Annotated in this window: 20 protein-coding genes; 10 read left to right on the top strand and 10 right to left on the bottom strand. The window is 59.8% G+C overall.

What is annotated here, in order from left to right; translation table 11 throughout:
- Nucleotides 1-21 precede the first annotated feature (21 nt).
- Nucleotides 22-1,473: a serine/threonine-protein kinase gene (locus HCG46_RS14395; protein ID WP_168686572.1), complete on the bottom strand. Its 1,452-nt coding sequence runs from the start codon at nt 1,471-1,473 to the stop codon at nt 22-24.
- 469 nt (nt 1,474-1,942) lie between these two features.
- Between HCG46_RS14395 and HCG46_RS14390 the strand changes: the two genes are divergently transcribed.
- Nucleotides 1,943-3,706 carry a hypothetical protein gene (locus HCG46_RS14390; protein ID WP_168686571.1) on the top strand — a complete coding sequence of 588 codons (1,764 nt, stop codon included), beginning with the start codon at nt 1,943-1,945 and terminating at the stop codon, nt 3,704-3,706.
- On the opposite strand, the gene HCG46_RS14385 is transcribed toward HCG46_RS14390, so the two are convergent.
- The gene (locus HCG46_RS14385; protein ID WP_168686570.1) at nt 3,682-4,407 is read right to left on the bottom strand and encodes a PP2C family serine/threonine-protein phosphatase; all 726 of its coding nucleotides are present in this window, start codon (nt 4,405-4,407) and stop codon (nt 3,682-3,684) included. The two genes, HCG46_RS14390 and HCG46_RS14385, sit on opposite strands and share 25 nt — an antisense overlap.
- Before the next feature lie 359 nt (nt 4,408-4,766).
- Here HCG46_RS14385 and HCG46_RS14380 point away from each other — a divergent pair, with 359 nt between their 5' ends.
- Both HCG46_RS14380 and HCG46_RS14375 read left to right on the top strand, forming a co-directional pair.
- Nucleotides 4,767-5,123 (top strand): STAS domain-containing protein, encoded by a 357-nt coding sequence (locus HCG46_RS14380; protein ID WP_168686569.1) that lies wholly within the window; start codon nt 4,767-4,769, stop codon nt 5,121-5,123.
- A 52-nt stretch (nt 5,124-5,175) separates the two neighbouring features.
- Nucleotides 5,176-5,601 carry an ATP-binding protein gene (locus HCG46_RS14375; protein WP_055657014.1) on the top strand — a complete coding sequence of 142 codons (426 nt, stop codon included), beginning with the start codon at nt 5,176-5,178 and terminating at the stop codon, nt 5,599-5,601.
- Nucleotides 5,602-5,628: 27 nt separating this feature from the next.
- On the opposite strand, the gene HCG46_RS14370 is transcribed toward HCG46_RS14375, so the two are convergent.
- The gene (locus HCG46_RS14370) at nt 5,629-6,489 is read right to left on the bottom strand and encodes a SpoIIE family protein phosphatase (RefSeq protein ID WP_168686568.1); all 861 of its coding nucleotides are present in this window, start codon (nt 6,487-6,489) and stop codon (nt 5,629-5,631) included.
- A gap of 315 nt (nt 6,490-6,804) precedes the next feature.
- On the opposite strand from HCG46_RS14370, the gene HCG46_RS14365 reads away from it, so the two are divergent.
- The 7 genes from HCG46_RS14365 to HCG46_RS14335 all read left to right on the top strand — a co-directional run bounded on the left by HCG46_RS14365 (nt 6,805) and on the right by HCG46_RS14335 (nt 14,272).
- Complete coding sequence (locus HCG46_RS14365; RefSeq protein ID WP_022999188.1) at nt 6,805-7,326, top strand: hypothetical protein; 522 nt, start codon at nt 6,805-6,807, stop codon at nt 7,324-7,326.
- On the top strand, nt 7,323-8,501 hold the full coding sequence (locus HCG46_RS14360; protein WP_022999187.1) for a class I SAM-dependent methyltransferase: 1,179 nt from the start codon (nt 7,323-7,325) through the stop codon (nt 8,499-8,501). Before HCG46_RS14365 ends, HCG46_RS14360 begins: the two co-directional genes overlap by 4 nt.
- Entirely contained in the window at nt 8,498-10,882 is a 2,385-nt protein-coding gene (locus tag HCG46_RS14355) for a SpoIIE family protein phosphatase (RefSeq protein WP_055657017.1), read from the top strand. The genes HCG46_RS14360 and HCG46_RS14355 overlap by 4 nt, the downstream gene beginning before the upstream one ends.
- 3 nt (nt 10,883-10,885) lie before the next feature.
- Complete coding sequence (locus HCG46_RS14350) at nt 10,886-11,431, top strand: ATP-binding protein (RefSeq protein WP_051990044.1); 546 nt, start codon at nt 10,886-10,888, stop codon at nt 11,429-11,431.
- A gap of 31 nt (nt 11,432-11,462) precedes the next feature.
- Nucleotides 11,463-11,801, top strand: a complete 339-nt coding sequence (locus tag HCG46_RS14345; RefSeq protein ID WP_022999184.1) for a hypothetical protein — start codon at nt 11,463-11,465, stop codon at nt 11,799-11,801.
- Between the two features lie 542 nt (nt 11,802-12,343).
- Nucleotides 12,344-13,039: a ribonuclease activity regulator RraA gene (locus HCG46_RS14340; protein ID WP_022999182.1), complete on the top strand. Its 696-nt coding sequence runs from the start codon at nt 12,344-12,346 to the stop codon at nt 13,037-13,039.
- Between the two features lie 48 nt (nt 13,040-13,087).
- Nucleotides 13,088-14,272: an ATP-grasp domain-containing protein gene (locus HCG46_RS14335; RefSeq protein WP_168686567.1), complete on the top strand. Its 1,185-nt coding sequence runs from the start codon at nt 13,088-13,090 to the stop codon at nt 14,270-14,272.
- On the opposite strand, the gene HCG46_RS14330 is transcribed toward HCG46_RS14335, so the two are convergent.
- The 7 genes from HCG46_RS14330 to HCG46_RS14300 all read right to left on the bottom strand — a co-directional run bounded on the left by HCG46_RS14330 (nt 14,257) and on the right by HCG46_RS14300 (nt 21,612).
- Nucleotides 14,257-15,246, bottom strand: coding sequence for a Rieske 2Fe-2S domain-containing protein (locus HCG46_RS14330; RefSeq protein WP_168686566.1), 990 nt, complete (start codon nt 15,244-15,246; stop codon nt 14,257-14,259). The genes HCG46_RS14335 and HCG46_RS14330 overlap by 16 nt on opposite strands.
- Nucleotides 15,243-16,391 carry a GNAT family N-acetyltransferase gene (locus HCG46_RS14325; RefSeq protein WP_168686565.1) on the bottom strand — a complete coding sequence of 383 codons (1,149 nt, stop codon included), beginning with the start codon at nt 16,389-16,391 and terminating at the stop codon, nt 15,243-15,245. The genes HCG46_RS14330 and HCG46_RS14325 overlap by 4 nt, the downstream gene beginning before the upstream one ends.
- Nucleotides 16,388-17,659 carry a F390 synthetase-related protein gene (locus tag HCG46_RS14320; RefSeq protein ID WP_168686564.1) on the bottom strand — a complete coding sequence of 424 codons (1,272 nt, stop codon included), beginning with the start codon at nt 17,657-17,659 and terminating at the stop codon, nt 16,388-16,390. The genes HCG46_RS14325 and HCG46_RS14320 overlap by 4 nt, the downstream gene beginning before the upstream one ends.
- Nucleotides 17,656-18,471: an MBL fold metallo-hydrolase gene (locus HCG46_RS14315; protein WP_353621820.1), complete on the bottom strand. Its 816-nt coding sequence runs from the start codon at nt 18,469-18,471 to the stop codon at nt 17,656-17,658. Before HCG46_RS14315 ends, HCG46_RS14320 begins: the two co-directional genes overlap by 4 nt.
- Before the next feature lie 5 nt (nt 18,472-18,476).
- The gene (locus tag HCG46_RS14310; protein WP_168686562.1) at nt 18,477-19,463 is read right to left on the bottom strand and encodes an NAD(P)-dependent oxidoreductase; all 987 of its coding nucleotides are present in this window, start codon (nt 19,461-19,463) and stop codon (nt 18,477-18,479) included.
- A 2-nt stretch (nt 19,464-19,465) separates the two neighbouring features.
- Nucleotides 19,466-20,422 (bottom strand): 3-oxoacyl-[acyl-carrier-protein] synthase III C-terminal domain-containing protein, encoded by a 957-nt coding sequence (locus HCG46_RS14305; RefSeq protein WP_286185344.1) that lies wholly within the window; start codon nt 20,420-20,422, stop codon nt 19,466-19,468.
- Nucleotides 20,423-20,634: 212 nt separating this feature from the next.
- On the bottom strand, nt 20,635-21,612 hold the full coding sequence (locus HCG46_RS14300; RefSeq protein ID WP_022999174.1) for a GlxA family transcriptional regulator: 978 nt from the start codon (nt 21,610-21,612) through the stop codon (nt 20,635-20,637).
- Nucleotides 21,613-21,632 lie beyond the last annotated feature (20 nt).

Below are 21,632 nucleotides of genomic sequence, written 5' to 3'. Positions count from 1 at the left end.
AGGTTGCCGGGTGGTCTCGGCTCAGTCCTGCATTTCAAACAGGCCCTTCAGGAAACTGTCGACGTCTCCAAGGCGTTTGTTGCGGTCGAACTCGAGCGCCTGGCGCAAGGTGTTCCAGGCTTGCGGGGAGAGCCCCTCGACAGGCGCCGGCACGAGACCTTCCCGCGCGACCTCGTCTATCGGCCGGAACTGGAACGGATGGCCGCCGGTCAGGATCTGGTACGTGATGCAGCCAAGCGCAAAGACATCGTCTCGGGGGTCACGGTCCGCGCGCCGGAATTGCTCGGGGCTTGCGTAGGCCGAGGTCAGGCTATCCCGGATCGGATGGTCCGCACTGGCGCTTGCCGCTGCCGCCAAGCCGAAATCAAGGAGCTTGATCGTGCCATCTGTCAGCAGAAAGATGTTGCCGGGCTTCAGATCGGAATGAACGACGCCCCGGCTGTGCGCATGGGACAGACCTGCACAGGTGCCGCGCAGGACCCGGGCGCATTCGCCCAGAGGCAGGGGTTTGCCAAGGGCCCGCCCGATCCGGCGGTCCAGTCCGACGCCGTTTAGCTGCTCCATGACGATAAACACATCGGCCTTGTCGCGATCGAAGTCGTACACGGTGGTGATATTCGGATGTGCGAGTGCCTGAGACTTGCGCGCCTCGGCCTCCAGAAGCCGCACGGCTTCGGTGTCGTTGCGATAGTTCTCGTTCAGAAGTTTGATGGCGACATAAGGCTGGTCGTGAGCTGCCTCCAGGCGCCGGCGATCAACGGCTGAATAAACGTGCCCCATGCCGCCGCTCCCGATCTCGGTGTCCAGAATGAACCGGTCACGCAAAATGGAGCCGACACCGGCGCGTTTCACCTGGGGTGTCGCCAGCTTGTTGACGTCGAGACTGTCTCTTTGTCCGCCGCCGGAAACGCGGCGCGCGTCGGAACGAAACCGGGCACTTTTGAATTCGGCCAGATATTTGTCCAGTTTGCCGCTGTCGGCTGGAGGTGGTGGTTCTTCGGCGGCATTTGCGCGTCGACTGCGAAAGCCGGCGTAGCCCGAAACGAGTGAGGTCAAAATGGCCTCGTCCATCTTACCCCGTGTCTCGTCACCCGTTACCCCGGCTGGCTCGTTCAACAATGGCAATGGCGGCAGGTTTGCAGGGGGCGTTGCTGCCTGCTCAGGTGCGGGTGCCGATACCGGTTCCTGCTGTGTGCCGTGAACAGCATGTGGACGTGGCGGATTGTCTTTCACGTCGTAACCGGAATGTTTGGCATCGCCCGCCGGCAACTGTTTCAGAAGCCTCTGGCCGAGCTCGTTCGGAAGGTGGCCCGCTTCGACAAAATCCCGAATTGCCTGCCGCGTTTCATCAAGGGCGTTCGCTGATTGCTGTGCACCGGTCCGCAGCTGCTTCGACAAGGCGTCATAAGACAGCTTGCCGGACACGAAGGCGGTTATCAGCGTGTGCGTGTCGGAGGTCGTGTCTGACGTCAAATCTGCAGGATCCCTGGCGACAATTCGGCCCGAAGCTTCTCTTGGCCCCGGAACAGGAGCAGCGCAAGCCGTTGGGGCGACAAAGGTAGAGCTGGGAAAACGCGTGGGGTATGGTTTGCCAGCCGACGCTCAGTATGCGCGCTGCAGTCGTTTTGTTCCAGTTGGCTTCGCGCATTTTTGCTTGGATGACCTGGGCGTTGATCGGATCGTCGAACGAACCGGGGGCAATTTTGAAACGCCTATCCACCCCTGATAGATTACCCTGACGGCAGGTGATTTATTGGCAAGGGATGGAAGAGGAATTGACTGCGCGCAACCTTGAAACCGGCTCTGCTACACCCTGACCCGCTGCAACGGTGTGTTGAGACCAATGGTATGAGACTGACGGCAATATCGTGATCGCGCAAGCCGTATTCGCCTTCATGTCAATTTGAGTGAAACTTACAATCATCAATAGGGGTTGATCGAAATGACCGGGGAAGACGACATCAAAGGCGGGATCGCCAGCTTCTCGATTGGCCTCGGAAACAAGGGTCACAGTGCAGTCCAGATCAAGCCGGCACCGCCTTTCAGGGTGCTGATCGCAGGAGACTTCGGCCTTGCGGCAACCGGCGTGGCTTTCAATATTACCGGCCAGGACGTCGAGGAAATCCTGGAACAGAAAACACCATCCTTTTCCGTCTCGGCGGCCAATATGCTCGGTTCGCATCCACCCGAGCTGGAAGAACAGGTCTCCTTCGCGCGCCTGAAAGATCTGCATCCGACAAAACTGCTGCGCGGATTTCGCTTTGTGCGGGATCTTGAGGCGGCTTCCGGTGACCAGGTTCAGCTTGCCGTTCATGACCAGCGTTACGACAAGATCGGCAAGTCGGCACTGGATGAGCAGAAGTCATTGCTGGAAAGACTGCTGAAAGACGACGAATTGCCGACTTCAGAGCAAGGCAAGCGTAAGGAAAACGATGCCTCGAGCAGCAGCAAGGGAACCGAGGGGCTCGACGCCCTCCTGTCGATGATCCGCAGTCCGGAGGAAAAGGCTGCTCCTGGCGAAAGCGGCAGTGCTGCGAAAACCGCCGTGGACGCCTTCATTCAAAAGACGCTCCAGGAAACGGGCCAGACTTCAAGTGCACCCGTCGAGGGAAAAAAGAAGGATGCGCCAGCCGATACGCTGCAACAGGCACAGGCGCGTCTCTTCTTCGAAAGCCCGAAACTGAGCAAGGTGCTGCTGAACTGGCATGGATTGAACCTGCTCCTGAGTGAAGTTCCGCTCGACCTGCCGCTGGAACTTCACCTCCTTCAGCTCGATCATGATCTTGATGCCGTCGACCTGCAGGAGGTTCTGGGCGAAACCGGCGAGGCCCTGCAGGCAGAACTCTACGATATCGCCCTGTTTGCGAACGAAATCGGCCTTGGCCCACGCGACACGGAACGGCTGAAGGTGCTTGCGCGGGAATGCGCCGAAAGTGACACGGTCGGGCTTGCCGCGCTTGCCGGGCACTTTGCCGGAGTACCGGGTGAGGAAGTTGCCGACATCGAAACGCCGCATCAGTTGCTCGACAAGCCGGGCTTCGAAGGTTTTGCAGGCCTGAGGGCCAGCGATACCGCCTCTCACCTGGCACTGTTCTGGAACGATGCCCGGTTGACCGCCGAAGAGGACGGTGCGCCGGCGTTGTTTGTGTCGGGTGCTTTTGTCGCCCTTTCCGAAATACTGGTCCAGCTTGAAACTGAAGTGTTTCCGCGGCTCCCCGTCGGCATGCCGAAGGATTATGATGCGCTGGAGCTTGTCGAAAGCCGGTCGATGGGCGGCGAAGTTGCCATGGCAACACGGTTTGCCGTCGGTTCGGACACGGCATCGTCGCTCGCACTTGCCGGCATCAACGTGCTGGAGGGCGTCGCCAACAGAACCAGCCTCGTATTCCGTCGGGCCGTGACGGTCCAGCCTGGCGAGGACGGTCGGGGCGCGCTGGATCAGGCCCTACTGGTGTCTCGCCTGTTTTCCCTGTTCCAGGAAGCTCTCGGGGAGGCGGTGTTTGCAGGGCAGGATGCTGACGAGCGCGAGGCTGCGGTCGCAACGAGCCTGGAAGTCCTGAGCAGATCCCTCTCAGACAAGGTCACTTTCGAAGTGGAACGAATGGCGGTGGAAGATCAGGATCTGATCGGCGTAACGGCAGTCGTGCGGAATGGCTGGGCCTCGGGCCAGCAGCATTCCTTCTATCTGCCGGCTTCCGGCGGCTGAGCATCTGTTTCCGTCCAAACGGTTATCACCGTGATGTCATCCGAGGATCCGCCGGCCACAGCGCGCGAAACAAGCCGGTCAGCAAGACCGAAGGTCCCCTCGGTGGCCATCCTGGCCAGCGTGGTTTCGTCCATGCCTTTCAACAGTCCGTCGGTGCAAAGTACGAAAACATCGTCGGGCATCATCTCCAGCGTTCGGCGGTCAAGCTGAAGCGTGTTGTGGATGCCGACAGCGGCAGTCAGCCGCCCGGCTTTGTCGGCATGGTCCTCCGAGATGAGGAACAGTTGCTGCTGGCGCAAAAGGTAAAGACGCGAATCTCCGGCCCAGATGCAGCTGGCTTGTGTGCCGCTGACGATCAGGCTGAGACTTGTCGTGCCTGAAATGTCTTGTTCGGGGAGAGCGAGAAAACCGGCGTAAAGACCGTGATTGACGTGGTTGAGCTTGGCTTCCAGGGCAATCTGCCGGGCTTCGTGGCTGCTCGGCGGCATGTTGGTCAGTTGCGAGATTGCGTGAACCGTCGCACGGCTGGCGACGTCACCCTCTCTGTGACCGCCCATGCCATCGGCAATCGTGAAGAGCCCATGCGACGGGGCCGCAAAGTGGCTGTCCTGGTTGACCTTGTGTCGGCGTCCGCGCCGGGTCGCTGCTTCGGATCGCAGCAACGCAACAGCGGCAGAAGTGTCGACCGTATTCAAACGCACGTTCTCCCGAGTAAGGGCCGCAGGACCAGTCCGGGTTCGATCTTAACGCGCAGTCATTCTCCGGAAAAGAAGTCTCCGGTTTCCAGCCAGGCGCCGGTCATGCTCCTCTGGATGAGGTGACCCGTCGCAGGGCCCCGATAGCTGTCCCCGACAAGCAGACCGAACGCGAGCCGGATCGAGAGTGGCTGGGAAGCATGCAAAATTTGCTTATCCCTGGTCTCGTAGCCTTTCGCGTGGTGCGCCTTTATAAAATGTACAAGTTTCACGCCGAAATTGCGTGGCAGATGCTTTCATCGGTTGAAACCGGAGGCTGTCGGCTTTTTGCACTCCGGGCACCGATGCAGATTTGGGAAATGGCAATGACCGCAGACGTCGCAGAAATCACCATCGGCCACGAGACGGACGGCGACCTGATCGTTGTTCGTCCTGTCGGCAAGCTGGACACGCTCAGCGCAAAAACCTTCGAAACCTACCTGAAGGACCTGATCTCGGAAAAGCCGGCAACCTTGCTGATCGACATGGAGCAAGTGGACTACGTCACCAGTTTCGGGCTGAGATCACTGTTGATCGTTGCCAAGCTTCTGGCTCCCTCCGGAGACAAGCTGGTGCTGTTCCAGGTGAACCAGTCCGTGGTCGACGTCCTCAAGATCTCCGGCTTTCTGAAGATCATGCAGGTGGCGGAAAGCTGGGAAGACGCAAAGGCGCTGGCGGGTTGAACGAAGCTCACACCCGGCAGCTTGAATTGAACAACGTCCGGCAGGGAACGGGATGGTGGATCTCGAGACGGTGACAGTTCGAAACGACCTGGAGGACCTGCCGGCGGTCTATACCGTGCTGGAGCGGTTCTGCACAGGAGCGGGCCTGTCCGACGCGGTCCGCCGTACCCTGTGCCTGGTCGTTGAAGAGCTGTTCGCCAATACCGTTGCCTACGGCTATCCGGATGGCGGCAAGGACCAGATCGCGGTCACGGCGGCGCTTGGGCCGACACACGTCAAGCTCGTCCTGTCCGACAGGGCGAGACCATTCGACAACAGCGGCATGCCGTCCGGTCCACCGGAAGCGGACACAGTCGAGGACATGGGCATTGGCGGTCTGGGACTTTATCTGGTGCACCAGCTGGCCGATGACGTTGCGACCCAACGGATCGGAAACGTCAACCACACCACGGTTCTGGTGCCTCGCGCCAAGGATTGACGGGCACTTTGCTGCAAGGCGGTTCCCTCAGAAGGCAAATTCCATCATGGAGAAATCGTCCGGCAGGGGCGCATTGTCGTGGAATGTGGCCAGCCAGTCGTAGATGGCTTGAGGGACGGTTCCGTCCACGGATTTCGATTTGTCCGCGAGCTCGGCCCAGGTCAGTGTCCGGCCATTCGCATCCTCGATTTCGTAGGTGCCGTCGCTGATGACGAGCAATCGGTCGCCCGGGCGAATGTCGAATGTACCGCCATCGAATTCCATATCGGGGATGGCGCCGATAACCATGCCCTCCGGCGTTCCGAGGCCGATGACGTCCAGGCCCGATGCCGAAGGCCGCATGAGAATGGCAGCAGGGTGGCCGCCGGAGGCATAGGCCAGTTGCCGGGTCGAGCGCCGATAGACGCCATACCAGATTGTGAAGAACATGTTGTTCTGCCGTTCCATCGGAAAGGCATTGTTCAGTTTGGCAAGAACGTTTGCCGGGTCACGAAAATCGGTGCCCCCAAGCGCATTCGAGCGCAGCACGTTGATGATCGCGACAGACAGCAATGCGGCCCCGACACCATGGCCACACACGTCGATCAGGTAAATTGCGAAATGATCGTCGTCGAGGTCGTGATATCCGAACGAATCACCGCCGAGTTCGGTTGACGGCACCAGAAGCCAGTCCGCTTTCGGGGCTTCGGGACGCCTTTCCGGCAGGATGGAATAAACATAATTGCCGGCATCACGAAGCTCCGCTTCCAGGCGTTCCTGGGTGCGGGTCAGCAGGATGTTGTATTCGGCCAACTGGTCTTCCACGGCCTCGCCATGTTCGATCGTTGCCTCGTAAAGCAGCTTGAGGTCGTCATGTTCAGCGCGCAATTCCTCAAGTTCTCTGCGCACTCGCGCGAGTTCGCCAGCGGAAGTGTCTGGTTGGGCAGCGGCGCCAAAATTACTGGTGCTTGTCATGTTGTAAATATGATGCCTTTACGGACGCGCGGTGGAAACCCAAAGTTTAGAGTTCTGCTGCTATGTTAATGAAGCAGAAAACATTGGAGCAATCGCGGTTGATATATCCTTGGCAATGAGCGACACCGTATTGTTAAATACATGAATTATCGATGACACGAGTCCAATCGGCCAAAATTTCCAGCTTTCTCGTATAACAGAAGTGCATCGCTTTGAGGTGCAATTGACCACGCCAGCGGGGGAATAAAAATGCAGGCACCTTCTGAAGGCATATCATCAAATTCCGGTCTGCCGCAGATGATTCACCTGGATTTGGACATCAAGGATTTTTGCACCGACTGGACCCATTGCGATCTCATGTCGGGATACATTGCCCGGATGGTCAGCCACAACCGGCTGGATTCGCTCCTGTTTTCCAATCTCTATTCGTCGGCTTTGAACGAGCTGCTGGAAGCGGTGTACCGCACGCACGGCTCAGGCGGCAAACTGCAATGCGCGGTTCAGCGCGACGGCAATGTCGACAGGATCGAACTGACTTTCCCTGCGGACGAAGAAACCTACAAGATCTATGAGACCGCCATTGCGAAGGTCAACGGCGAGGACGCCGAAACGCTTTATCTGGAAGCGCTGTTTGCCGACGCCGAACCGGATGCGAGCCTGGGGCTCCTGGAACTCGGCGTCGACTACGGCGCCCGGCTCGCCATCGGACGGAGCGAAGACGGCCGCATGAGCCTGGTTGCAGAGCTCGTGCTTGAGGACGACACAGAATGATCGCTGATAATATGACACAGGCCTTTCAATGGACCTTCAACGAGAACGATCAGGAGTTCTCGCTCCATGGCAGCTTGCGCCCCCAGCGGGCCGAGGAACTGCATGGCTGCTTTTCCGCGATGGAACAGTCCGTCGCCAAGGTGAGCGGAAAATTCTACGTCAACGTCAGGCGCCTGGTGCGCATGAACAACGTCGCCTTCCACGCATTTGCCGGCAAGATCCTGGATCTTGTGCGCAACCGCAGCGATCTGAGCGTTCATGTGACGACGTCGAGTGTCGTCGGCTGGGCAACGCGCAAGTTCGCCGTGCTGGAAACGATGTCCGACAAGATCACCGTCAGCGAATACGACAACGAGTTCTACCCGGGACAGTCCTTCGTCGAGGACAGTGAATTCATTCATGTCCTGCGGACACAGACCAAGCTTACCTGGCGCCATGAGAAGGAACTCCTTCGCCGCCACGGCCTGAAGCCGGGGATGCAGGTGGCCGACATTTGCTGCGGCATCGGCGATTTCGCCGTGCTTCTGCAAAAGGAGTTCGAGCCGGACCGGCTTGTCGCGCTGGACCATTCCAGATCCAGCCTCGACTACGCACGCCGTGTCGCCGCCGACTTCGGCATCAAGGGCATTGACTATGTCTTTGGCGATGCCGCGGACATGCTGCTGGAGGACAATCAGTTCGACTTCGTGACCTGCCGACATTCCCTGCAGGTGTTCGATCAGCCGGAACTGATCCTCAAGGAGCTCTATCGTATCTGCAAGCCGGGCGGCCGCATTTACGTGACCAACGAAAAGAACTCCCATTGCCTCGGCGAACCGAGATCGGAGTCTATCCAGTGGACCTATAACGAGGTCGCCAAACTCTGGCACCATTTCGATATGGATATCGAAATCGGCCCGAAATGCCGGCGCCTCCTGATCGACGGTGGTTTTGAAAACGTCACCATAGGCTCCTTCATGGTCACCAACACCGACGGCGACCCGCAGGATTTCGCAGACGTCATCGCCTCGTGGAAAAATCTCTTTGCCGGCAAAATGGCGCAGGAACGCGGCGACAGCCCCGAGTTCATCGAACGTTTCGCCAAGGGTTTTGACGATCATATTTTCGCAGCGCTCCACCCCAAGGGGTATGCGGGCTGGCCGATCTGGGTTGCCTCGGGGCGTAAGCCGCTATGAATGCACCGGTAAAGAGCCCTCAGAGTGAAAAGCAGATAGGTCGCTTTTCCCTGCGAAGCTTTCGCGCCAAGTTCATTCTTGTCGTGGGCGTGGCGGTGCTTTTCGATCTGGCGCTTGCCGGTGGCATCGGCATCTGGAACGTGCAGAAGCTGTCCAGGGATGCAACGGAGCAGGTCGGTGAAGGCCTGACCACCGCGACCGAAGACTATCTGGAAACCTACATCGATACGACTGCGTTCCGCGCCGACCTTCTGATCGAGCGCGTTCATTCGGAACTTGCGACGCTTGCCTCGTCGATGCAGACGCTGATCGACCACCCGGATATCCAGGAAGCGGTCGGCAACACGATTGAAGGCAGTTCGGAGTTTTCCTCCGGACTGGTCTACGACGAAAAAGGTGGTTGGTCGCAGAACACCGAGGGTGTTCCTTCCGCAGTCAGCGTCTGGGGCTACTTGCTCGATGAAGACAAGAACCCGCTTCCCAAGGCCGCAGATGAGCTGAAGAACAGCTCCTTCCTCAGCCTTGTCGGGCCTTCGATGATGTCGACGGGCGCTCCCAAGCTGCAGATCTATTATGTCGGCCCCAAGGACGCGTCGATCATGCGCGCGACCCCTTATTCGGAACAGGCGCAGACATTCGACCTGCTTTACCCCGGTCATAACGAGGGCGCGAACTTCTGGGATTTCTTCTTTCCCGGGGTCTACGAAGGTTGGCAAGGCTGGATCAAGGATCCGTCTTCCAAGCCGGTTGAATCCAATATCGTCACCACAGCTCCCTACATCGATGCGATCACGGGCAAGCTGATCGTCAGCTTCTTCCATCCCCTGTGGACGCAGGATCGCAAGGATGTTGCGGGCATGGTCGCGGTCGACATCACGCTCGAACAGCTGACTTCGCTCGTCGAAAGCCTTGAGATTTCGGAAAGCGGCTTCGGCTTCCTGACGATGTCCGACGGCAACGTGGTGGCAACGCCGAAAGCCGGAGAGGCCACACTGGGTCTGGTTTCGAGCGACGTCAGCGGCCAGGGTGTTACCGGCGTGAACCGGAACCTCAAGGAAAGCAGCCAGCCCGCCATTTCTTCCCTTGAACTCAGTGCCAAGGACGAGACCGTCATCAAGCACATCTTCCTTGAAAATGACGGTGAAGAGGTCCCCTATCTTCTGGTCCTCAAGCAGCTCAACCCGACCAACCTGTGGGATGGAACCGGCATCACCTCGGAAACGATGACGCTGGGCTTTGTCGTTTCCGAACGCGAGATCTACCAGTCGCTGATCGATGCCACCAACAACATCTCCGAGGCGACGGCCCGCATCCTGAACTACCAGCTGATTGCCTTCTGCGTCAGTATCTTCGTTGTGTTCGTTGCGGTCTATGCCATTTCCGGCCGTATCACCAAGGGCTTGTCGCAATTGGCCGCCGCAGCGCGTGCGCTGCAGAACAAGGACTATTCGGTTCGCGTTGCTATTCCGACCCGCGACGAGGTTGCGGCCGTGGGGCTTGCGTTTAACCGGATGGCGGAAGAGATCAGCTATCATACGGAGAACCTTGAAAATCTCGTCGAGGAGCGGACCAGGAAGCTGGAAACCGCGAACCACGAGATCGGCGAGCTCAACAAGCGGCTGAAATCGGAAAACCTGCGCCTCGGAGCCGAGCTGGATGTCGCCAAGCGCATTCAGGAAATGGTTCTGCCACGGTTGAGCGAACTGGAAGTCATCCCGCAGATCGAGATTGCCGCCTTCATGGAACCGGCAGACGAAGTCGGCGGCGATTACTACGATGTTCTGTTCGACGGCAGCCGCATCAAGGTCGGTATCGGCGACGTGACCGGCCACGGCCTGGAAAGCGGCGTGTTGATGCTCATGGTGCAGTCGGTTGCCCGTGCGCTTCAGGAGAAGGGGGACAAGGATCCGATTGCCTTCCTGGATGTGCTCAACCGTGCTGTCTACAAGAACATCACCCGTACCAATTCCGACAAGCACCTGACTCTTGCCTTCGTCGACTACGAGGACGGACAGGTCACCTTGTCCGGCCAGCACGAGGAAGTGCTGATCATTCGTGCCAATGGCGAAACCGAGCGGATCGACACGATGGATCTCGGTTTCCCGGTTGGGCTCGAGGCCGATATTTCACCCTTCGTGGCCACACTGGATCTTGCGTTCGGACCCGACGACATCCTGATCCTGCATACGGACGGGATCACGGAAGCGGAAAATGCGAAGGGCGAGATGTATGGCCTCGACCGGCTTGCCCAGAGCGCCCATGAAAATCGCGAAAAATCCGCTAAAGGTATTGCCGCGGCGGTCATTAATGATGTGAAGTCGCATATCGGCGACTACAAGGTATTTGATGACATCACTCTTGTTGTCTTGAAGCATAGGTAAGGCATGGTCGAGGATTTTGGAGAGACGGCTGCTTTGAACGGCGGAGACGCGAGACAATTTTGTCTCACGCTGATGGCAGAGCCGCTGGAGCTGAGCTGGCATCATTGCGGCCTGACATCGGATTTTATCGGTGAATATTTCAGCAGGGCTTGCGGCAAAGGCATCGATCCTGTCGATGCCCGCCACAGCATCAGTTACATGATCAACGAGATTCTGGAAAATGCGATCAAGTTCCGTCACGGCGGCGACATCGCGATTCACAGCTCGCTGGAAGAACAGACGTTTGAAATCCGGATCGTGAACCGGATCGACCAGGAAACGGCCGTCAAGTTTCAGGGGCACCTAAAAGCCCTGCTCGACCGCGAACCGGGAGAGCTGCTCCTGGAACGCATCGAGGAGAACGCCCTCAACCCGGACTCCTCCGGCTCAGGCCTGGGTTTGCTCACACTTATGAGCGACTACGAGGCCAAATTGGGCTGGTCTTTCGCGTCTGAGCGTGTAAGTGAAGGCGTTGAGTTGACGACATATGCTTCTTTGCGACTTTCCTGATCGCTGACATATTCCAAAGGAAGAAATCACAATGGAAATCAGCACGAACGATTACCGCGTTTGGACTGAAGGCTCCGCCATCCACTACGAAGGAACGATGCGGCTTTCAGGAACAGATGCCTATGCACCTATTCTGGACATCATGAATTCCGTTCTGGCGGCCAAGCCGGAACTCATCACCATGGACCTGACAAGCCTGGAATTCCTGAACAGCTCCGGCATCAACCTGCTCGCAAAGTTCACGATCGAAATCAGAAAGCAGCCGGAAGTCGGCGTTCGGGTTCTGGGCTCCAAGTCCATTCCCTGGCAGTCGAAATCACTCCGCAACCTGCAGCGTCTGCACCCGGCGCTTGAACTGACGATTTCCTGATCCCGCACACAGGCGCGTGAGGACGTGCTGATGCAAGCGCAACGGAAATGCCCGCAGACTTCCGGCCTCGGTTTCAAGAAGGCCGGATGAATTGCGCATGTCGCAGGCCTAATATCCGTCCTCGTTGCAACAGGCTTTCAGTCGTCCCGCCAGTCTCCCGGACTTGATAGAGAAAAATTCGGCAAGGCCATCCTGATCACGGCGCAGGCCGCAGCTGGCGCTATCAGTGCCGTGAAGGTTGCCTGCAAAGTGTCGGTCTAGTGATCGGGCAGGGTTTGCAATCCTGCTCAGAGCCTCAGGCCATGAAGTTCCTGTCGCGGCGGTGCAGGGCTTTCCACCGCTCGTAATCCGCCAGGCCGGTTCCTGACTTTCCCGTTTCAAAAATCCCTTGGCCGGCAATGTGATCCGGCGGAATATGCCGGTTGATCCGCCGGCTCCCGTGCCGCGGGCAGCCCACTCCTGGCAGGACTGGCGGTATCGCTTTTTTTGGATACCGTTTCTGACCTGCTGCTTCTTGTCAGCGCCATCTTCCGGAGGCCTTAATGACCCTGTCCGCTGAAGCCGTCGAAATCCTGAAATCCGTCAGCACGGCGACACTCACCACGATCCTTCTGAAAAAGGGACTGCGCAACGTCTGGATCCGCGGGGCAATGCCGCTCGATCGCTCCAGGCCTCGGATCGTCGGGCCGGCATTTACCCTTCGTTTCGTGCCTGCGCGTGAAGACCTGGCAACGCCCGCTTCCTGGGGCTCTCCCATTTCAACACGTGCGGCCATCGAGGAGATGCCGGAAGGATGCGTCGCGGTCATCGATGCGATGGGCATCCGCGACGCCGGTGTCTTCGGCGATATCCTGTGTGCCCGTATGCGCAAACGCAATGTCGCTGGCATGGTCACAGACGGCACAGTGCGCGATCTGGCCGGCGTGCTGGCGTCGGATCTGCCGGTCTGGTGCAGCGGTGTCTCGGCCCCGCCTTCGGTAGCCGGTCTAACCTTCGTCGGCTGGCAGGAAACCATCGGCTGCGGCGGTGTTGCGATCATTCCGGGCGATATCATCGTGGCAGACGGCGATGGTGCGGTCGTGATCCCAGCAGCCACGCTTGATGACGTGCTGAAAGAAGCCCCCGAACAGGAACGCATGGAGGCCTGGATCGTCGAGCAGGTCGACGCAGGTGCGAAGCTACCGGGCCTTTACCCGATGAACGAGGAAACCAAAGCGCGCTACGAAGCCGAACGCTGAGGGGCGTCGGATGCCGGGATCTGCATTCGATAAGGGAATCTGACGACGATGCAGCCCGGCTGCCATGCCTCTTCCGGCCAGACTGTTCTGATAACGGGTGCTCGCGCGCCTGTTGCCCTGCATCACGCCCGGCTGTTTCATGCCGCTGGTTGGCGTGTTGTTCTGGCCGATATGCCCGCGCGCCCAGTCTCCCGGGCAAGTCGTGCCTGCGCACTCTATCAGCGTCTGCCATCGCCAAGGTTTCATCCGGAAGATTTCACTGACGCGCTCGAGGCGCTGATCGAACGCGAAAAGCCGTCCCTGATTGTCCCGACCTGCGAGGAGATCTTCTACCTGGCGGCAATTCGGGAAAGGCGCGGCCTTGGGGCGGAGCTGTTCGCGCCAGGTCTCGACCTGCTTCAAACGTCCCACAACAAGCATGACTTCATCAAGCTGTGTGAAAGGCTCGGGATCGCCGTGCCCGAAACACGGCTGCTGACGTCTCGGCAAGATGTCACCAACCTTGGCAAGCAGGCCGAAAGCCTTGTGTTCAAGCCCGTCTGGTCGCGCTTCGCCGGTCAGGTCCTTGTGTCGCCAGCGTCCCGCAAGTTGAAGCAAGTGGTGCCGAGCGCTGCAATGCCCTGGGTTGCCCAGGAACGGTTGGAAGGAGGCGAGATCAGTGCCTACGTCCTGGCGCGCGACGGCAAGGTGCTGGCAGTGTCGATGTACCGTTCGCTTTACCGGGCCGGTGCTGGCGCAGGGATCTGTTTTGAACCGGTAACGGACCCGGCAGCACGGGCTTTAATCGAAACATTCGTCGGGAACACCGGTTGGACCGGGCAGGTTTCGTTTGACCTGATGCGCCTTGAAGACGGCTCTGTGCGCCCGCTGGAATGCAATCCGCGCGCGACCAGCGGCCTGCATTTTTTCAAGGACGCGGCCCGGTTTGTCCGCACGCTTTTGCAAGGTGGTGACGAAGTCTTGCCGGATGTAACGGGCATTCAGGCCGTGCGGCTGGCCATGTGGGGCTACGGTCTGCCTTCAGCGCTCCGCTCACGAGATTTCACCCGTTTCCTGGAGGTTCTCGGTGCGGCCGAGGAGATCCTCGGAACCGCGGACGATCCGTCGCCCGGGCGTGCACAAATACCCGCCTTTCTGGAAATCGCGGCCATTGCCCTGCGCAATCGCATCAGCCTTCAAAGCGCCACCACAAGGGACATCGAGTGGAACGGGCCGGATCAAAGCTCGATATAAGCGGTCCTTGGGGATTGCGCGGCGCCCGGTAGCTCGCCCTTTTCAATTGCTTCGATGTCCCGGCGCAAATAGTCGAGCGGTCCGATCAGAGGCCTTGCGTCCGGAAAGCGCGCCGCGTTTTCAAGTGAGGATTTCAGCACGCGGCGGTCTTGTTCCAGAGCGATGCGGAACATCGGCTGGAACATCCAGGACTTGACCCGGTCGAGCAGTCCCTCGTTCGGTCCGATCAGGCAACCGATACCTTCAACAAGTCCGTCGGCGGCCTGCCGCAAATGGAAGGTGGTTGCCAGTGCAAGGCCGTTTTCGCCCCAATATTCCAGCTCGGCGATACCGGGAAAGCGATACCGCCCGACAGTCCGCACCCGCCCGGCTTCCAGCAGCCTGCTGATCAGGCCATGCTGCCGGTCCTCCCCGGTATAGACGGCCTCGACCCAGCCAGGCCCACCGGTGATATCGACCCGAACCCGGTGCCGCTTGCTGCTGAGGCCGCGCAGCAGGCCCTTGTGGGTGAAATGGGTGTGGGTCGCATCGAGGATGTTTTCGGCAGCATCGATCAATGTCGAGTTGGTGCTGCTGCGCACGAGGCGCACCACTGTCTTTCTGCCTTCCATCGGGTGCAGGTAGGGTTCACCTGCGGGGTCTCCTTTGGAAAGAAAGACCACGCCGTCCTTCACGAAGGTCTTGAGGCCGGGAATCCGGTACCCCGGCACGTCGCCCATGTGTCCCGGAATGGCGGTGCAGCGTCCGCCGCCGTCAAAACGCCAGCCGTGATAGGGGCATTCGATCTCGCCTCGGACGACCTTTCCTTTCGACAGTTCCATCAGCCGGTGCGGACAACGGTCGGCCAGAGCCGAAATGCCCGACGCGCTCTTGAACAGCACCACAGGTTCGCCGCCGAATTCGACACGGGCCGGTCGGCGCTTCAAATCCTTCACGAGCGCCGCGGCCTGCCAGAAATCCTTTGATGAAGTCATAGGTCGAAGGCCTCCAGAAGGGGAATGCCGATGCGCGACAGAAGCTTTTCGAGGCTTCGCACAGCCAGTTGCCTGCGCCGGGACAGATGGCCCGCATAGACGGCGTTGAACTCGATTTCCGGTTCTGCCCCGCGCAGCCGTTTGAAGTGGCCGGCGCCCGCGCTCATGTTGAAAAAGAGAGTGTGCCGGTCTGCAATGTCCTGGCCTGCCGCCATGACCAGCCGGTAGAGACCCTCCTTCAGCGGCAGGCGGGTGTCGTATCCAACCAGCGGCTGCGTCAATGTGCGGCCGTTGGCAAAGAAACCGGCTACCGCCACCAACTGGCCGCTGTCATCGCGATAACCAAGCAGTTGGAACAGGCCTCTGCGGTGGCATTCCCGGATGTAGGTTGCGGTATACTGCGGATTGAGCGGTGTGTACTTGTCGAGATAGAGCATCTTGTAGAGCTCCGCGGCACGGTCAAAATCCGAGGCCTCGAAGCTGTCGTTTTCCGCGAGCCGATAGGGCGTCTGTTGCATCAGCCTTGTGTCGTAACAGCGGTTTTGCGTCGGCCGTCCTGGTGTTTGGTCACCGGAGTAGAGATAGATCCGCCGCGCCGCTAGAAGCCTGAACCCAGCTTGCCTGAGGGCGTTCATCGATGACCGGTCCGCCCGGCCATTGAGCGAGCGGATGACAATGGCATGCTCCGGATGGCGCTGAGACAGGGTTCTGGCGATCTCGCGGGCTGCGGCTGCATCGATTTCCGGAACTGGATTGGTCGACAGCAGCCAGTTGTTCACCTGCACCTGTCGATCAAGCCCGCTGGCCGCGATCAGCGGTGCGCAGGCCCGGATCAGCGGTCGCACCAGATGGTAGGTCAGCGGCGACTTCAGGAAATTGCGCGTTTCCTCGACTGCATAGTCGATATAGGCAGCGCTGGGTGAACAGATGTAGCACGTCGGTGGACGGCTCGGTTCGTTGATCGTCACCGGAAAACACCGCCCTGCAATCTCCAGCGAGCTGACACGCGTCGTGAGGTTGGCAACAAGATCAGGCATGGCAAAGTCGTTGCACAAACGCACGAAGGCATGAACAGTCTCGGGGGCGTTGCTCACACCTCCATTGGCCGACGTGTCCCGCATGACCGTATCCTTCGCTGTGGTCATGATTGAGCCTGCCGCCTAAACCGGCTTTCCACCCGCCGCAGCTTGCGGGTGCTTTCCAGGGGCAGCCTGTCCCGGCGGAGCGAAATTGCAGGCACAAGCCCCTGTGCGCTCAGGGTTTTGCCAAGTGCCGCAAGGGCCGCTTCAGCGCTCGTCTCCGCCACCTCCGGTGGCAGTAGCAGGGTCACCGATCCATCTTCTTCCTGCACAAGGCGAAAATCGGATATCTCGCGCGAGGCATCCAGAACCGAATTGCGCAGGATGTCTGGCGTAACCGGTACGTCCGTTCCCGCTTCCCTGGTGAAGAGAAAGATATCGTCCATCCGTCCGATCACTTCATCAACCGTCTGAAGCGGCGAGCCACAGGAGCATGGTGTCGACGACAGGCGCAGGAGATCGTTCATCCGGTATCGTGCAATGATCTGGAAATCGCGGCGAAAGCCTGTCACCAACGGAGTGACGAGATCGTTTGCAACCGGCTCGAACTCGAAAAAATTGGCGTCCTCGGCAAGATGCAGGCGGCCATGGGCACACGTCACGGCGAAAAGGCCTTCGGTTGCCATGTAGATCTGCCCGAGGGGAATGCCGAACCTCTTTTCGACAACGACCCGGTCGATCGGGTCGAGCGTTTCCGCACCTGCATAAAGCTTGCGAGGGGCTAGACGGCCGGACGTTTCCGCCAGGTGCCGCAACACCCTCGGCGGCGCGACGATGGTCGTCGGATTGAAAGTTTCCAGTTCGTCCAGCCAGGAAGCGATGCCATGGCGCAGATCGAAGAACCTCAACTGCAATTGCCGAAGTCTGGCCGGGCTTTGATAAAGCGAGGAGGACTGCGGCAGGATGATCGCAACCCGTTCCGGATGCCAGAGAAAGCGGGGTAAGGTCTTGGCTAGAATAGTGCCGAGCCAACGGAACCGCTCTGGTGCGGTAATGGCATAGAGGCCGCGGTTGCCGCTGGTGCCCGTACTGGCTCCGATGTTGATCCCGTCGATCTCGCCGCCCGCCTCCAATGCCTGCCATCCGGCCTCGGCGGTGATCCGGGCCCTGTTGAAGGCCTCGAACCGGCTCATCACGATGGCTTTGTCGATCACCGGCAGTTGGTCGAGGCGTGGCGGCGCGTCGCGGTAGAAATCGACCTTGGGAAGCGACTGGCGCAACCAGCCATCCAGTCGACGTTTCTGCCAGTCTTCGAAAGCCTTTCGAGATCGGCCACTGCGGCCGGTCCAGAGCGTTTCGGCAAAGGCAATGCCAGTCTGAAAACGCCCGTTCATTGCGGGGCCTCCGGCAAATCGTATGGACTGTCGGACGGATCATGGCACAGCAGAACATCGCCGTCTTGCTCCCGGAAGGCGGCAACCCGGCGGCTGCTTGCGGCAAGTGCCCGGCGATCCGAAGCAACAAGAGTCGCGGGCAATCCGGGGGCCTTGCCGGGATCAAGCGCTGCCGCACACCACTGGGTATCGACCGCATAAAGCAATGGCACAGGCTGTGCGGCAAAGCAGATGCCGAAATGGCCTTCCGCATGACCGGGCAGATTGACGGCCAGCGTCTCACCATCACCAAAGAGATCAGCCCCTTCGCCAAGCCCATTGGGAGCGGGCTTGACCGAGAGTTGGTCGATATCGACGATCCGGCTGGAGAGATCCTGCGGCAGCAACTCGTCAAAGACGCCGTGGCGCAGATTGGAAAACCTTGAGCGCGCCTCGACACGAGCGTGCACTGTTGCCTTCGCATAGATCTTCGCCTTCGGGAATAGGTGAAGCGCGGCAACATGATCGGCGTGAAAATGGGTCAGCACGATCGCTGCAACATCTGCTGTGCTTGCGCCCAGGCGATCAAGCACACGGGCTGGCTGGTGCTCTTCGATCAACTTCGGCCGGAGCAGACTGGCATAGATCCGAAGCGGCAGACTGCGCCCGGCACCTTCCGTGACCCGGGGGCCGTAACCTGTATCGATCAGCACCAGTCCGGCGGTCGGGTGCTGGTGAACCCCATAGCGTACCTTGAAGCGAAGCGGGTGACGCCCACCACTACGGACCACCAACCGCTCCGGCGCGGAAACAAAAGCGCTGTTTGCAAACACCGGGGTCAACGGGCGTTCCCTTCGACAAGTGTTTTTGCAAGACCGCTTTCGAAGTCGATCTGCGGTCGCCAGCCCAGCAACCGCTCCGCCTTGGAAATGTCGAGGCTCTGCCGGAAGGCGAAGAGGCCGAGCGTATAGGGTGTCGCCAGAGGTTCGCCGGTGCCGGGCACAATCAGACTTGCCGTCTCCAGAAGCCTGGCCACCAGGACAGCCGGGGCCAGGGAGCGGTTCTGCCAGCGAACCGGAATGCCCTTGGCGGCACAGACACGCTCGACAATGAAACGCACCGGCAAAGGTTCGCCGCCGGAAATGTTGAACGTCTCGCCTTCGCATTCCGGAGAGGCTTCAAGGGCCGTCTCGACGGCTGAGAGCAGATCATCAACATGGGTCAGGTCGATGGAGGCAGCTCCATTCCGGAAAACCGGCAAGGGCCGCTTCTGGGCTGCGGCGAGCAAACGCGGCAGGAGTGTCGTGTCCCCCGCACCATAAAGGCCGCGTGGACGCAGGTTGATTGGGCCAAGGTCGGTGCGGGTCAGCACCAGCTGTTCGGCCTCGGCCTTTGTCGCCGCATAAGCGTTGATGGGCGGCGGCAACAGCGCATCTTCCCGGACGTTCTCCTTGTCCTTCATCTCGAAATAGACGGTGGGCGAGGAAATGTTGACGAACCGCCGCACGCCAAGCTTTTCCGCGAGATCAAGCAGGTGTTTTGTCCCGGTGACATTCGCCGCCACGAAGGCGCTTCGTGGTCCCCAGGGCGCGGAGAGCGCCGCGCAATGCACTATGGCGTCGACCGGACCAAAAGACGCGATTTGATCCTTGTCGCAGGGGTTGGAAAGATCCATGCGAACGACGTCGAAGCCCTCGGCCTCAAGGTGCTGACACTGCAACTCGCTGCGGCCAAAAGCGATCGGGTTGGAGCCTTTGGCGCGCAAATGACGGATCAGGGCTCCGCCCAGAAATCCCGTTGCTCCAGTGACCAGCAAGCGCCCCATGGTCAAACCTCAAGGGCCATGCCGCCGAAGGTCACACCGGCCGATGTCCCGAGCAACAGCACGCGCATGCCGGGCTCGATCCGGCCCTGGCGCCAGGCAATGTCGAGCGCGGTTGGCAGAGATGCTGCAATCTGGTTGCCGTGGGTGCAGCCGATGTCGACCACCCGGCTGCGCTCCATGCCGGTTTCCCGGATCATGTGCTCCAGCGCGAGCGGGCTTGCCTGGTGCGGTACGACGAGGTCGATATCCTGCCGGGCCCATCCGGCTTTCGACAGCAACTGGTCGACGAACTGCGGAAAGTGCTTGTGCGTGACACGGAAGAGGTCCTTGCCGTCCATTTGAAACACGGCATGCCGGGCGAAGGCCTCGCGGTCCTTGTGAAAATCGAACCGAGTGCCTCCGGCCCCGATCTCGCATGCTGCATAGGCGGAGGGGTAGGTGCGCAGCAGCGCGGCCGCAATGCCCGGGCCGTCATCGCCTCCTGTCGTCAGGACTGCTGCAGCCGCTCCGTCGCCGAACAAGGCGGCAACATCGGGCTGGTCTTCCCAGGGCAGTGCGCGCGAGGCGATGTCCGCAGCAAACACCAGCACCGACGTTGCTTGCCCCAGCGCAAGTTTGTTGGCGGCAAGCTCGAAAGCGGTCAGGAAGGAAAGACAAGTCGCATTGACGTCGTAGGCCGCCGCCGTGCCATCGGCAAAACCCAGTCTCTGCATCACCAGCGGCGCAGTTGCCGGCAGGGTCTGGTAGGGAATTCCGCACGCACCGAGGACGAGATCGACGTCCCGAGGCGTTTGGCCTGCCTTTTCAAGCGCGGCTTGGCAAGCCGCAACCGCCAGATCTATCTGGCTTTCCTCTGCTGCGACAAACCGGCTTGAAACGCCGGACAGTTTTTGAAGATGTCCGGCAGGAAAGCCCAGCTGAAGATCGAGGGTTTCCGAGGTGACGGACTTTGCAGGCAAGGCATGTCCAGTGCCTGCAATTCTGACGGGAAGAATGGATGCGGCCTCCGTTTGCGTTCCGGTCCGGACCGGTTTCAGACAAGGATCTAAGTCACGGGCCGAAGACACGCAAGGAGGATGGGGCATAGTACCAGGCGGAGAAGCCGGAACCGGCTTGCCAGGAATAGGGGCCGCATTTCAAAACGCGGGCAAATCGCAGCCCCAGGACCCGGTCATGCCCTTTGAAACGCAGCCTGTGTTCCCGCGGAGCAAAGACGCTGATTGTGCGGTGTCACGCCGAACCTGTTTTGATAGGTGCGGATGAAATGCGAAGCGGATTCGTAGCCGCAGGCCAGGGCGATCTCAGACACGGACCGTTCGGTCTGCAGCAGAAGATTGCGGGCACGCGTGAGCTTCTGGTCTATGGCAAATCGTTTCGGCGACACCTTCAGGTGTTTCTGGAACAACCGCTCGAGCTGCCGCGTGGAAATGCCGATCTTCCGGGCGATCTCGGATGTCGGCAGGTAATAGGGTGCGCTTTCGTTCAGCAGACGAATTGCCTCTGCAATATGCGGGTTCCGGATTCCGTGCCGCGCCTGTAGCGAAATCTGCTGGGCCGCGTTGGCAGGCCGAACACCGGAATAGACCATCATGTCCGCAATCGCGACCGCCAGGTCCGTACCGTGGGCTTCGCCGATCAGGTGCAGCATCATGTCGGTCGCCGCGGTGCCGCCGGATGCGGTGACGAAGGCCTCGTCCGTGACGAAGACATTCTTGCACAACTGCACGTCCGGAAAGGTTTCCTCGAAACTGTCGTGGAACGACCAGTGAATGGCTGCGCGGCGGTCGTTCAACAGGCCAGCCTTGGCAAGAATGTAGGCGCCCGAACAGATAGCACCGATCTGGGTGCCCCGGGCACGCTCCCGCCGCAGGAAGCTCAGCACCTCCGGCGCCGCCCGATCGCCGACATTCTGACCGGAGATCAGGAACAGGCTGGAGCGCGCGGGCAACGGACCGAGGCCCTGATCCACCAGCGTCACGGTTCCGTTGGAGCAGACCGCCCTTTGACCATCGGGTGAGGCCAGTCGCCACCGGTAGATTTCCTCTCCCTGAAGCAGGTTGGCGATACGCAGCGGCTCCACCGCGCAGGCGAAGGCGATATGCGAAAAATCTTCAAGCAACAGGAAGGTGACGTCAGTGGTTCGGGACATGTCGCTTTTCTCCGGCCTCT

This window comes from Labrenzia sp. PO1, assembly GCF_012273635.1.
Lineage (GTDB): Bacteria > Pseudomonadota > Alphaproteobacteria > Rhizobiales > Stappiaceae > Roseibium > Roseibium algicola.
This window is presented reverse-complemented; position numbering and strand designations above follow the sequence as displayed.